At 58.2% G+C, this 12,846-nt stretch carries 12 protein-coding genes; 6 read left to right on the top strand and 6 right to left on the bottom strand.

Going from position 1 to position 12,846, the window contains the following annotated elements:
- The first annotated feature begins 9 nt into the window (after positions 1 to 9).
- From ACW9KT_RS19335 to ACW9KT_RS19320, 4 genes are all read left to right on the top strand, one after another.
- Positions 10 to 1,671 (top strand): RagB/SusD family nutrient uptake outer membrane protein, encoded by a 1,662-nt coding sequence (locus ACW9KT_RS19335; RefSeq protein WP_457083455.1) that lies wholly within the window; start codon positions 10 to 12, stop codon positions 1,669 to 1,671.
- 102 nt (positions 1,672 to 1,773) lie between these two features.
- On the top strand, positions 1,774 to 2,895 hold the full coding sequence (locus tag ACW9KT_RS19330) for a formylglycine-generating enzyme family protein (protein ID WP_457083453.1): 1,122 nt from the start codon (positions 1,774 to 1,776) through the stop codon (positions 2,893 to 2,895).
- Positions 2,896 to 2,941: 46 nt separating this feature from the next.
- A complete protein-coding gene (locus ACW9KT_RS19325; protein ID WP_457083451.1) occupies positions 2,942 to 4,444 on the top strand; it encodes an arylsulfatase in 1,503 nt (500 codons plus the stop codon).
- Positions 4,445 to 4,588: 144 nt separating this feature from the next.
- The gene (locus ACW9KT_RS19320) at positions 4,589 to 4,963 is read left to right on the top strand and encodes a hypothetical protein (RefSeq protein WP_457083449.1); all 375 of its coding nucleotides are present in this window, start codon (positions 4,589 to 4,591) and stop codon (positions 4,961 to 4,963) included.
- 357 nt (positions 4,964 to 5,320) lie between these two features.
- Here ACW9KT_RS19320 and ACW9KT_RS19315 read toward each other — a convergent pair whose 3' ends face one another.
- Both ACW9KT_RS19315 and ACW9KT_RS19310 read right to left on the bottom strand, forming a co-directional pair.
- Complete coding sequence (locus ACW9KT_RS19315) at positions 5,321 to 6,148, bottom strand: helix-turn-helix domain-containing protein (protein ID WP_457083447.1); 828 nt, start codon at positions 6,146 to 6,148, stop codon at positions 5,321 to 5,323.
- A gap of 6 nt (positions 6,149 to 6,154) precedes the next feature.
- The gene (locus ACW9KT_RS19310; protein ID WP_457083445.1) at positions 6,155 to 6,970 is read right to left on the bottom strand and encodes an oxidoreductase; all 816 of its coding nucleotides are present in this window, start codon (positions 6,968 to 6,970) and stop codon (positions 6,155 to 6,157) included.
- 551 nt (positions 6,971 to 7,521) lie between these two features.
- Between ACW9KT_RS19310 and ACW9KT_RS19305 the strand changes: the two genes are divergently transcribed.
- Complete coding sequence (locus ACW9KT_RS19305; protein ID WP_457083443.1) at positions 7,522 to 8,133, top strand: recombinase family protein; 612 nt, start codon at positions 7,522 to 7,524, stop codon at positions 8,131 to 8,133.
- A 222-nt stretch (positions 8,134 to 8,355) separates the two neighbouring features.
- On the opposite strand, the gene ACW9KT_RS19300 is transcribed toward ACW9KT_RS19305, so the two are convergent.
- The 4 genes from ACW9KT_RS19300 to ACW9KT_RS19285 form a co-directional block, all read right to left on the bottom strand.
- The gene (locus ACW9KT_RS19300; RefSeq protein WP_457083441.1) at positions 8,356 to 8,970 is read right to left on the bottom strand and encodes a porin family protein; all 615 of its coding nucleotides are present in this window, start codon (positions 8,968 to 8,970) and stop codon (positions 8,356 to 8,358) included.
- Between the two features lie 177 nt (positions 8,971 to 9,147).
- Entirely contained in the window at positions 9,148 to 9,744 is a 597-nt protein-coding gene (locus ACW9KT_RS19295) for a hypothetical protein (protein ID WP_457083439.1), read from the bottom strand.
- Between the two features lie 5 nt (positions 9,745 to 9,749).
- Positions 9,750 to 10,376, bottom strand: coding sequence for a porin family protein (locus ACW9KT_RS19290; RefSeq protein WP_457083437.1), 627 nt, complete (start codon positions 10,374 to 10,376; stop codon positions 9,750 to 9,752).
- Between the two features lie 404 nt (positions 10,377 to 10,780).
- Positions 10,781 to 11,305 (bottom strand): hypothetical protein, encoded by a 525-nt coding sequence (locus ACW9KT_RS19285; protein WP_457083435.1) that lies wholly within the window; start codon positions 11,303 to 11,305, stop codon positions 10,781 to 10,783.
- Between the two features lie 374 nt (positions 11,306 to 11,679).
- Here ACW9KT_RS19285 and ACW9KT_RS19280 point away from each other — a divergent pair, with 374 nt between their 5' ends.
- Positions 11,680 to 12,687 (top strand): hypothetical protein, encoded by a 1,008-nt coding sequence (locus ACW9KT_RS19280; protein ID WP_457083433.1) that lies wholly within the window; start codon positions 11,680 to 11,682, stop codon positions 12,685 to 12,687.
- Positions 12,688 to 12,846 lie beyond the last annotated feature (159 nt).

The raw sequence follows: 12,846 nt of genomic DNA, 5'->3' as shown, positions 1-12,846 counted from the left end.
ATCCAAGCCATGAAAAATCTAGCTAAAGTTTGCTTGCTCTTGCCGCTGCTCATCTTGTCTGCCTGCCAGAAAGACTTTTTGAACGAGCAGCCCGCCGATTTTCTCAGCGCCGAAAACGGCTATAGAACCTACCAGGACTTTAATGCGGGCGTGAACAACCTGTACCGGTTGGTGCGCGCGGAATTCTACTCCTCGAATGAGGCGAACCCCATGGACTACCTCTACGGGACCGACCTGGTATTCGATGGGCAGCCCAGTATCCGGCGCCTCTCGAATCTGGCCGCCGCGCTGGACCCGTCCGCCGACATTCCCCTGGCGCATTGGCGCGACCTATACAAAATAATCGCGGAAACGAATACCATTCTCGGCCGCCTGCCCGCGGCGCAGATGAGCGCCACCGAAAAGACCCTGATTGAAGCGCGCGCTAGGGTGTTTCGGGCCTTAGCCTACCGCACCCTGGCTTACTTGTACGGCGACGTGCCCATCGTGCTGGAGGAGCTCTCCGCGCCTAAATACAACTTTGCCCGCGCCCCGAAGGCTGATGTGCTGAAGCAGGTGATTGACGATCTGACGTTTGCGGTGGCCAACCTGCCGGGCATCGCGCAAGTGCAACCGGGGGAAATCAGTAAGCTCGCCGCCCAACATTTGCTGGCCGAAGTATACCTGGCCACGGCCGACTACACCAGCGCCGTCACCACGGCCACGGCCGTCATCTCGGACCCCAGCGTGCGCCTGATGCGCAGCCGATTTGGATCCCGCTCTACGGTCACGCCCGGCGACGTGTACTGGGATCTGTTCCAGGTGCGGAATCAAAACCGCAGCGCGGGGAATATGGAAGGCCTGTGGGTGGTGCAGTTTGAAACCGACGTGCCGGGCGGCTCGGCGGTGTCGACGGCCAGAAACGGCGCCTACCTGCTAGAGCGGCACCACGGGCCCAACCTCATTGATTTCCGCCTGGGCACCCTGTTACCGTTTCGCTGGCCGACCGGCGATTACACGGGCGGCCGGGGCATTGGGTGGGCTGTGTCGACCAAGTACTTCAGCAATACCATCTGGGCCAGCGACTTCACGAACGACCTGCGCAACGCCAACCACAATTTTGTGCGCGAGTACACCTACAACAACCCGGCCGTGCCCAGCCTGTTTGGCAAAACGGTATCGGCCGACGCGCCCCCCGCGGGCATCACGGTGCCGAGCCGCTCCTTCTACGCCTACCAGTCCAAGGTCACGACGCCCTTCACGCATCCGACCAACCTGTACAGCAATGCGGCCACGTTTCAGCTCAAGGACATTGCGGGCGGGACTTACACGGACCAGTACCTGTTCCGGCTGGCAGAAACCTATCTGCTGCGCGCCGAAGCCCACCTAGGCAAGGGCGACAAAGCCGCGGCTGCCGCGGATATCAACGTGATTCGCAGCCGCGCCAACGCCAAGCCGGTAGCGGCCAGCGACGTGACCATCGACTACATTCTCGACGAGCGGATGCGGGAGCTCGGCATGGAAGAGAAGCGGCGCCTTACGCTGATGCGCCTGGGGCTGTTGTACGAGCGCGTGAAGCGCTGCAACCCGTATTATAAAGACATTGAGCCCAAGCACAACCTATTTCCGGTGCCGTTCGCGGAAATTGAGCGCAACCGCGAGGCCGTGATGGAACAGAACCCTGGCTATTGATCCTTTCCCTTGACCGCCAGGTCAAAAAACGCCCCCCCGGTACGAGATTAAACTGCACTACTCTGGAGGAGCACCCTCGACCTAGCCCACTTTTTCTCACCTATGAAAGTTCTTCTCGCGCCGCATCGAATTGCACGAGCCGCTTTCTTGCTGCCTTGGCTGGCCTACCAATTGGGAGTTGGCCTGCTGCTGGTAGTAGTGGTCCTATTTTGCTCTTGCCAACAAAAGGCAGGACAGGAGGCAAAACCAGCCGCCCTTTCCAGCCCAGGTCAGGGGCCGAGCAACGTAGCCCATGCTAAGACAGCAAGGGGTATTTCTCCTAAAGGCATGGTCCGGCTACCGGGGGGCATTTTTTTGATGGGGGTCGACCGCGACCAAGCCCTCGCCGATGACTACCCCCAGCACCGGGTGAGCGTACGCGCCTTTTGGATGGACGAGCACGAGGTAACCAATGCTCAGTTCGCGGAGTTTGTCCAGGCCACGCACTACGCGACGGTGGCCGAGCGCCAGCCCGACCCCCAAGATTTCCCCGGAATACCAGAGTCGCAGTTGGTAGCCGGCTCGGCCGTTTTCGCGAAGCCCCCTCAGCCTGTGGCGCTCGCGGAGTCGGGGCAGTGGTGGCAGTACGTGCCGGGGGCCAACTGGCGGCAGCCGCTGGGGCCGGGCAGCAGCGTGGCCGGTCGCACTAATGACCCCGTAGTGCAGGTCTGCTACGAAGATGCTCAGGCCTACGCCCGGTGGGTCGGAAAACGGCTACCCACGGAAGCGGAGTGGGAGTTTGCTGCCCGCGCCGGCCAGCGTACGGCGGGGCTCTACTACTGGGGCCAGGAGCTAACGCCCAACGGCGAGTGGATGGCCAACCTCTTCCAAGGCGACTTCCCGGCGGGCAACACCCGCGCGGATGGCTTCGAGGGTGTGGCCCCCGTCAAGTCGTTCCCTCCCAACCCCTGGGGACTCTACGATATGGAAGGCAACGTATGGGAGTGGTGCAGCGACTACTACCGGCCCGACTACTACCGGGTAAGTCCCACCAGCAATCCGGCCGGCCCGGCCGATAGCCACGACCCGGAGGAGCCTGGGCTGGTCAAGCGCGTGCAGCGCGGCGGCTCTTTCCTGTGCAGCGACCAGTATTGCCGGCGCTACCAGGCCGGCAGCCGGGGCAAAGGGGAGGTGCGCAGTGCCGCTAACAACCTGGGTTTCCGCTGCGTCCAAGATATATACTAGTACTAGGAAGCTCCTGCGCGTCGATCATCTACCTACCTCGGAATCTATGCTACCTCGAATAACCAACCGACTACCTAAAAAAGCCCCCCACTGGCTCGCGGTGATGATAGCCATTGGGGGCTGCTTCGCCTTCGCGAAGGTGAAACACCCCCCAAAGCGCCCGCCCAACATCATCGTTATCATGGCCGACGACCTGGGCTACGGGGGCATCAGCTGCTACGGGCAACAACGCTATCAGACCCCTAACATCGACCGGCTAGCTACTGAGGGGCTGAAGTTTACCCAGGGCTACGCGGGTACGGCCGTCTGTTCGCCCTCCCGCTCCTCGTTCTTTACCGGCCAGCACACCGGCCACACCCCCGTGCGCGGCAACATCGCCGTGCCGCCGGAAGGGCAATACCCCCTGCCGGATTCCAGTCGCATCATTCCCCAACTGCTCAAGCAAGCGGGCTATGCCACTGGGTGTTTTGGCAAGTGGGGCCTGGGCGGGGCGGGCAGCAGTGGCGACCCAGTAAACAAGGGGTTTGATGAATTTTTTGGCTACAACAGCCAAACGCTGGCGCACAACTACTACCCCTACTACCTCTGGCACAACCGGGAGAAGGTGTTGCTCCCGGATAACCAGGGCGCGCGCTCGGGCACCTATGCCCCGGAGCTGATTCAGCAGCGCCTACTGGCGTTTATTGAGCGGCATCAGGCGGAGCCCTTTGCCGTCTTTATGACCACCCCAATTCCGCACGCGGAACTCGTTGCCCCGCCGGCCTATATGCAGCAAACCATCGGCAAGTACGGCCCGGAAAAGCCCTATATCGGTGCCGACACGAGCGCGACAGGCTTCGCCAAGACCGGCGCTTACTTGTCGCAGCCGCACCCGCGGGCCGCCGTGGTGGCCATGATGCGAGTGCTGGATGACCAGGTAGGGCAAATTATGCAAAAGCTCAAGCAGCTAAACTTGGACGAGAATACCCTGGTTGTTTTCACCTCGGACAATGGCCCTTCCGCTGAGGGGGGCAAAGAGTTGGCGTATTTTAATAGCAGCGGGGGACTGCGGGGGGCAAAACGGGATTTGTACGAAGGCGGTATTCGGGTGCCTTTCATTGTGCGGTGGCCCGGTCGGGTGAAAGCCGGGACCGTCACCCCGCAGCTCGCCGCTTTCTGGGACCTCTTGCCCACCTTCCTGGATGTGGCGGGCCTGAAAAGCCCCCCAGGCATCGATGGCATTTCCCTGCTGCCCACCCTCACTGGGCGCGGTAAACAGCAGCAGCATCCTTATTTGTACTGGGAATTTTATGAGCAGGGGGGGAGCGTGGCCGCCCGGTGGGGCAAGTGGAAAGCTGTGCGTCTAAATATGGCCACGACGCCCAAAGGGCCCATCGAGCTGTATGACTTAATTACCGACCCTAAAGAAACGCACAATGTGGCGCCGCAGCACCCGGAAGTAATCGCCGGCTTCGTCCAACTCTTCACCAAGGAACACGTGCCGTCACCCGTATTTCATTTTCAGGCGAAGAAAGCGGCGACCGAGTATAAGAAAGCAGCCAACGAATAAGCTAGGTAAAAACGCCGGACAGCCCTGCGGGGACAGCGGTTACCTGTGCACCTTTAGCTTCAATACTGCCGTGCTCCGCAATAGCGGCGGTAGAACCGACAAAATCAACCGCTGATTCCTCTATCAAGTCACCAAAATCCTCCTATGCGGGACTCCAAGGTCCCCTATTCGCTCACCGCAGGGAATGCCCCCTCCTGCGCGCGGCCTCCCCACCCCGGCGTTGAGTCGGGTCGGACCAAGAGGCCGCGGCGCTCTTGGCGGTTGGTTAACCAAACGCCCCCGCAACGCATGAATGCCCGGCTGGCTGGCTCGCAGACGATCCCCGCCAAGTGGGTCGCTTCCCTGACCCACTTCGACGCACCCCACTGGGCGCACGGAGCACTCCGAGCCCCCTACGGGCACTTGCTCTGGCTGGCGAACAACTTTACCCTGGAAAAGTGCTGCCAATGGCGGGAAGCTCAACCGGTAGCGTTAGCTTTGCCGACCTATGTAACTCCCTACTACTCCCTCCCCCGATGATCAGGTGGTCGCCCTCTTTATGAGCAGCCTCGTGCTGCTGGCCAGCCTGTACTTCTTCCTACTGTAAGCGACTGCGGGCGGTTCGGCCGCTGCGGGGCGATACTTAGGGTCCGGGCAGCGGCACCCCCCGGAACCAATTCGGGAAGGCCAGCACCAGCAGCAGGCCCAGCACGAAGCCCGTCCCCAGGATCAGCCGTGCTTCCCCCCGCGCCCGGTTTCGCGGGCGCCGGTCGTGGGCCGCAGCCAAGTGCCCGAAGATGGCCCCTACCGCCAGCCCGTAATAGGGCCCGAAAAACCAGTATCCCGGCGCCGTATTCAGGCCCCGGGCTGGAAAGGCACTGAAATGCCTCGTTCTGGTCAGCGGCTGGTAGTCCGATGTTGTTCTGTCAACTCAGTCGGCGTTAGGCCGAAGGTTTTTTTGAAAGCGAAGGAGAAGTGCGACAGGTTTTCGAACCCAACTTCTAAATACACCTCGGAGGGTCGCATTGCTCTTGTTGACAGAAGATAGTGCGCGTGTTCCAACCGCTTGTGTTGCAACCACTTTTCCGGCGTCGTGGCAAATATTTTGGTAAAGTCTCTCTTGAAGGTAGATAGGCTACGTCCTGCCAATTTAGCAAACGATACCAGGGGCAGGTTATACTTGAAATTATGATTCATGTACGTTTCCAAATCTATCTTATGCGGCTCCTGAAAATCAAACAACAATTGTCGGTAGCTATCCCCCGCTTGCAGCAGTAGCTCAATTGCTTCCCTGGTTTTGAGTGCCGCAATTTTCGCAGTGAGTTTTTGCGGGTGATCGATGTACGGCAATAGCGAGTCAAAAAATCCTTTCAAAAATGAGTTACTCGTTAGGTCAAGCATCGCCTTTCCCCGATAAGGACGTTGCTTGGGAATGCTACTTTCGACTGCGTAGTGATGCAACGTTTTCTGATCCAGGAACAGGCTGATCAATGAAGGCGGCTCCCCATTCGGCCCAACTTTTTTCAGCTTTTTGAATAATTCGTTCCGCCGCATCAAACAGATGGTGCCTGCTTGCATGACAAACGAACCCTCGTTGGAAAAGTAATGCGACTCACCGGACAGCATGATGCCGAGCGCGTGGTCCGGAAAGTAATGCTCGCTACTCTGCACCTTTTGATGCCCCTGGGCATACAGGATATTATGCTGCAGAAAGACGTTGTCCATAGTTCCCTATTTTATCTGGCTCATGATCAACTTATCCAATTGCTTGTCGGGTAGAATCCTTTTCAAACATAACAAAAGCGTAGAGGCCATCTGGGAAGTGGTATACCTGGTTTTGGGACTTTTGGCTTCGATTCCCTGCTTGATAAGTTTAGCAATCACGACTGGTTCGGCTACATCCTTCGATAGCCGGGTAAATAAATGATGGGTTTTCGTCGCCAAGTCTTTGTAGGCGGTGTGACCCGATACTTTCAGGAGAATATCCGTGGCCACATTTCCCCATTCCGATCGGGTGGCCCCTGGCTCCACCACGATTACGTCAATGCCAAATTCCTTCACCTCATTGCGCAGGCTGTCGCTCAAGGCTTCCAGAGCAAATTTGCTGGCGTGATACCACCCCCCGAGGGGAAACGCAATCTTGCCGCCCACGGACGAAATGTTCACAATCTTACCATACCTCTTTGCCCGCATTTTCGGCAACACCAGTTGGGCCAACCGCATAGCCCCAAATACATTTACTTCCAACTGATAGCGGGCGTCTTGCAGGGGAAGATCTTCGATGGCCCCTTCCAACCCAAAGCCGGCATTGTTGACCAAAATATCAATGCCTCCTTGTTCTTCAAAAATTCGATTGACGCACGCCACCACACTTTCGTCTTTGGTTACATCCAGCGCAAGGGGAGTAATGCCGTAGCTTTTCAGATCCAGCATGTTGTCTGTTCTGCGCGCGCCCCCATACACGGTGTAGCCATGTTGGGCGAGGTAAATGGCCGTCGCCTGGCCAATGCCGGCCGAAGCGCCCGTTACTAAGGCTATCTTGTTCATGTCTGTACGAGTTAGGGGGAGTAAAAGCTACCGAACAAAGGTACCGGCAAGGCTGCCGGCGCTGGTTTGTTGACAAGTCCAAGTTGGTATCCTGAAAAGGTCAAATGACAACTAATTTGCCGGCCCAGTCCTGTCTGTTGCCAGTGCTCCCACCCGTGATTTCGCGCCGGTTCCCGGTACTTTCCTGGTAGTGCCCCCAGGAAGTACCCTTCCTGCCGGTAGCAGTTCATGTCCGTGATCAGTCGTCGAAAAAGCAGGGGAAAGCCAAGCGTTATAACGGCCCAAAAAACCACTCAATCGAGTTGGCTCCCTTCATTTTCACCGTCCCAACGGTCACTAATAGTACAGGATCAGCCAACGGTCAGCTTTACTCAGGACGACACAGCCCTGCTAGTGGTTAACCGAAACGAACGTTTTAGTGAACAAGTCAGCCTACGCAGCCCATTGGGGTAAAGTCAAGCCAAAACCTGTCAGGTTAGTACAGAAAACTTGTTCAGCAATCAACGTACAGCAAAGGCTACTTTCGGCACGGATACCCTGTACTTTGCCCCATGAACATCGGCTACGCCCGCGTCTCGACCCGCGACCAGAACCTGGAACTACAACTCGATGCCTTACACAAGGCCGGGTGTGAAACCATCTTCCAGGAACATGCTTCCGGAGCCACCAAAGCCCGCCCGGAACTAGACCGCCTCCTAGCCAGCCTGCGCACAGGCGACACGGTCACTATCTATAAGCTCGACCGGCTGGGCCGCTCGCTCCAGCATTTGCTGGATATGGTGGCCGAACTCGAGTTTCGAGGCGTGGGCCTGGTGTCCCTGACCGATGCCATCAACACCACCTCGGCCCAAGGGCGGCTCGTGTTTAACCTGTTTGCCTCGCTAGCCGAGTTTGAGCGCGAGCTGATTCGTGAGCGTACCCACGCGGGGCTGGCCTCGGCGCGGGCGCGGGGCCAGGTCGGGGGCCGCCAGCGGGGCCTTTCGGCAGAAGCCGAGCGCACGGCCATCATTGCCGAGACGCTTTATCGCGAGCAGCAGCTCGGCGTCAACGAGATTGCCCAGCGCCTACGCATTTCCAAAGTCACTCTTTATAAGTACTTGCGCCACCGAAAGGTGGTCATCCATGCCCACCGCAAACTCGCCCCGACCAACCTACCCGGTTAACCTTGGTAACTAAATTTTAGGTACGACAAGTTAAGGTTGTCATAGCGTATACATCGAAGCTACGCAAACCGGGGATCCGTATGGGAAGGCGGGATTAGCTCCACCTAACTCGACCCAGAATACCGGTCCCCGGTGGCTTCCGCCGGGCTCACTAGCGACGGGTGGCCCTACCCGCTATCGCCTTACCTGCCGCCGGCTGGGTAGGATCCACCAGCACCAGGGCTACCTTTTCGGCGGGCGGCCAAAGGTATAGCCCGAATACAAACTGAGGACCGTACTAAACGCCGAGCGCGCGCTGCCGACCGTATACCGAATGCCCGCCAGCGGACCTGTCCGCAGCTGATAGCCCACCCCCACGGTGATCCCCTTGCTTAACGTCTCGGATGGACTGGGCCGCAGCGAATACGAGTACGGAGTCCCCCCATCGTTGATGTGGGAGCGGTTGTGCAGGAAATAGCCGACTTGCAGCCCGGCTTCGGCGAAGAAACCGTACCGGGTATAGCGCACGAGCAAGGGCAACTCCAGGTAGCTATCTCGTTCGGTCCAGGTATAGGGCCGGACTTTCCGCGCCAGCTCAAAGCCGTGGCGTACATAGACGAGTTCAGGCTGGAAGGCAAAAAACGGATGGTGCCGGAAGGGAATGGTGAGGCTGAGGCCGCCATAAAAACCATGAATGGCGTGCATGTCGGCTTGATACTCTGCCTCGAGCAACTCTTTGCGGTGACCGATATACGTCGCTTCGCCCACCCCTGCTTTCACGCCGAACTGTACGCCCTGTGCATGGGCAGAGTAGGCAATACTAGCCAGTAACAGGCAACTCCATAAGCTCTTTTCCATCGATCACTTGGGTTGTATATAGCTATTCTTATGACTGACCCCGTGAATAGATATTGTTTGCTCTATCCTTTACTTGCTGCATTCCTTGTGCCATTAAATAAAAGAAGCCCTAGCAACAGGAGTATCTAGGGCTTCTTGTAGCTATCCGTAACTGCTTCCCTACTCTTTCGTTGGGCGCTAACTGCCAAGGGGGTAGCTATTGCAGCATTTGGCAGTAGTCGGAGGCGAAGGTCGAGTAGTCCCGCCACTGCCGCCCACTTTGCCGTTGCACGAGGGCAAAGTCCGCTGCGGCTTTGGCGGTATCGCCGAGCAGGTACCACGCCGCCCCCGAAAAAACAGCGCTCCCTCTTGGTATCCGCGGTGAGCCTTCTGGTTGGTAATAACCTGACTGTAATCGTGGATCGCCAGCCTGAACTTCTGTTGCCCCATCCGGCTGTCTGCCCGCCAAAAGAAAAACTCGGCATCCTGGGGATAGTCCGCGAGTGCCCCGGTGAGCATCTGTTCCCGCGTGTTATCCGGGGCAATATGGGAGTAGGTACTCAGGAGCATGGCATACACTTTCCTTTCTCGATACCCTTTGGCTAAGGCTTTTTCAAAGTAGTAGGCTCCTTCTTTTTGCTCCTCTAGGTTTATATTATCACTGGCGTAATCGGTCTTCTGTAGTCCTATTGCATAGAGCGTTTGGGCAGGCGTAAAGAAGTACGGGTCAAAGAGCACAAAGCCCAGTCCGAGAATGCCTATACCTATGACTGCAACAATACTTGCTTTCCACATGATGCTTATCTAGCAAGAGGGCGCTTCTGGCCGAAGGTGTAGCCCACATAGAGTTGGGTGAGGGCGTGCACCGCCTCCTGCGTGTAGCTGATCGTGTAGCGAGCGCCGACCAGCGGACCCGTGGCGAGTTGATACCCGACGCCGGCGGTAAAGCCGAGACTCACCCTAGTGTCCGAGGGCACCTCTTTCGCGAAGTGTCTGCTGCCCAGATCATCCTGCACGCGCGTGCGGTTGCGCAGGAAATACCCGAATTGGGGACCGGCTTCGCCGAGGAAGCCCTGGCGCGTATAGCGCACGAGCAGGGGCATATCGAGATAGTCACTGCGGTCCGTCAGCCGCACGTTGTCCCGTTCCACCGCGAGGCGAGTGCCGCGCCGGACATACACCAGTTCGGGCTGATAGGAGAAAAACCGACTGTTCGGGAAAGGGATGGTGAGGCGAATGCCCCCATACAAGCTATGCAGCGCTTTCACTGTCTGGAAGCGTTCCTCCAGAAATGCTCGATAGTTCCCGTGCACGGTCGCTTCCCCAATACCCGCTTTCACGCCCAACTGTAGCCCCTGCGCCACAGCAGCAGAAGCACTCCCCACACTGAGCAGCAGGCAACTCCCTACAATCGTATGTATCGTCATCTCAGCTAAATAGAATAATTATCGGCTAAAAGCTGCGCACTGACTGTCCGCCCCCTTTTGTCCAGTCATCGGACGCGCCACGGGCGGGGTAAGGCCGACAAGGAACCATTATCGTACCTAAACTATGATGTTTACTTGGAAGGATGGCCCCTCCTTCCAAGTCAGGGTTATCATACCTTAAAGTTTAAAATCGGCGCAAAAGACGAATCAGTACGATAGGCCTTTGGGGAGAGGGGTCAACAAGCTAGGGTCAGAATGTGAAAGAGTGTTTTGTTTCTGACCTGTCTTGTTGGACCACGCGGGCGAGCGTCCTGGGCTTAATTACACGCCCTCAACCGTAGGGCCAGAATCTGATGCCTTTCAGACCCCTCCCCGGTTCGTCCGACCGATCCGAGGGGACACCTTCACTCCATGGCTTTGAGCCGGAGGGCTGCCTCGGCCGATTCCGGCTGGACCCAGCCCGTGATTTGCTGGAGCAGGCCGTTGTCCTGGTAGCCATTGGCCAGTTTTGTCCGCTTCTGGTAGAAGGTGGTGAAGTAGTAGTGGCCGCTGAGCGAATCGTAGCGGGCCACGCCCTCCCCTAGGTGATGATAGCTCACACTGTCCCTGCGGGGTATCCCCAGCAGGGTGATCTGGTTCACTTTATGGGTCTGGGGATTCAGTTGCACGCGCAGGTGCACAAAGCCGTCCGCCTCGTCCAGAACCAGGAGCGTCGCCGCGTAGCGGGTGGGCTGTCGGTCCAGATCGAAAGACTGCACGGCCCGATAGAGGGGGTCTGGGCCGGGAGAGCCGCCGCCGCCCGTGCCCTGCGCCAGGAGCACGCCCTCGGCCTCAGGCGCCGCGGCCTCTGGCACCGCGGTAGGGGGCGCCGCGCAGTCGCCTAGGCCCCAGGCACCAACCAGCAATAGAAAAAGGCGGAAACGAGGCATGGGCAGCAGGCAGCTAGAGGACGAGCAGGACAGAAGCTACCAGAAAGCAGTCGGCCCGCTAGCCGTTCCCCTCGACTAGCCCCCAAGTATACCACTTCTTGGTCGAAAAACACCGGCGGGTGGTCGACCTGCCCCGCACGGCAGGACCCCATTGGTAGCGTAGAAAAAAAGGCCACTGGCAACGATACGGTCCGATAAGGCCCCTATACTTATCAGTCCTAAACTAGGCCTTTTAACAGGCTGGCACGATAGTAGGAACGGGCCCAAGACAGGGTCCGCTAAGCCTTCTCTTGTGCGACCACCTAGCGTAGCATTTAGTAAGCTATGCTTTAGGCTACTCTAAGCTGGTCTTTTAATCTTATCATCTTATTAGAATGCGACTAGGGCTATTAGTGAGCGTGTTGCTGTTGCTGCAACTGGCTGCGCAGGCGCAGACTACCCCTAACTCCAAGCTTGAGTATCTCGAAACAGATGCTCTGCGGGCCAAAGACAGAATCAACGAGCGGCCGCGTTATGGGGGGCTAATCAAGACGGCCGCGCAACGGGAAGCCGATGAACTCTTCATTGCGCAGAGCCTGCGCGAGTACGGCACGTCCCAAGCCGCCCGGCAGGCCCATGTCGACTTCGGGTGGCACTACCTGGCCACCAACCATGCCCCCACGGCCATTAAGCGCTTCAACCAGGCCTGGCTCCTCGATTCCACGGCGGCCGAGGTGTACTACGGCTTCAGTGCGTACCTGCAGCAACAAGGCCAAACCAAGGAAGCCGAACAGTTTCTACGACTCGGCCAGCGCTACGATAAAGGCAACGAAGCCCTGCTGCAATACTACGCCAGCCAAGCCTACAACCAGTCCTTGCGGCGGGACTACCCCGGGGCCATTGCCACGAATGAAAAACTGCTGGCCCTAGATCCCACCAATGCGTTTGCGCATGGTAGAACCGGCTATTGGTACCTGCTCCAACAGGATACGGCCCGCGCTAGCCAGTACCTGAGCCGCGCCGTGCAGCTGGACCCGCAGGATTCGGTGTCCTACCTGAACCGGGGCTGGTTGCGCTACGGACAACAGCAGTATCCGCAGGCCGTGGCGGATTTCACGCAGGCGATCCGTCTCAACGCACACTACATTGGCGCCTACGCCAACCGGGCCCTGGCCCACACCGCGGCCGGCAACCACGCGGCGGCCCTAGTGGACCTGCAACACTGCCTGGAGCTAGTACCTCCCCGCGACAAAGGCCAGTTCTACCACTACATCGCCCAGGCCCGGCTAAAAACCAACGACGCCAGCGGGGCCTGTGAAGCGTTGCGGCAAGCTCAGCACTGGGGTGGAACCCCGGCAATGGAAAAGGAGATCAAGCGCCTGCTGAAAAGCGCCTGCCGGTAAGGGCCTCTTTAGTACTAGCCTATCAGGCACGCGTAACCAGACCAAAATCTATCGCTTTTCCCAGCGGGCGCTGATAACGCGCCCTTATCAGTACTGATAACAGGTGTTAGACGAGCGTTTAACAACTGTTCAGCCTTCCTATAGGGACCAATACGACAA

Source organism: Hymenobacter sp. HD11105, assembly GCF_054051685.1.
This window is presented reverse-complemented; position numbering and strand designations above follow the sequence as displayed.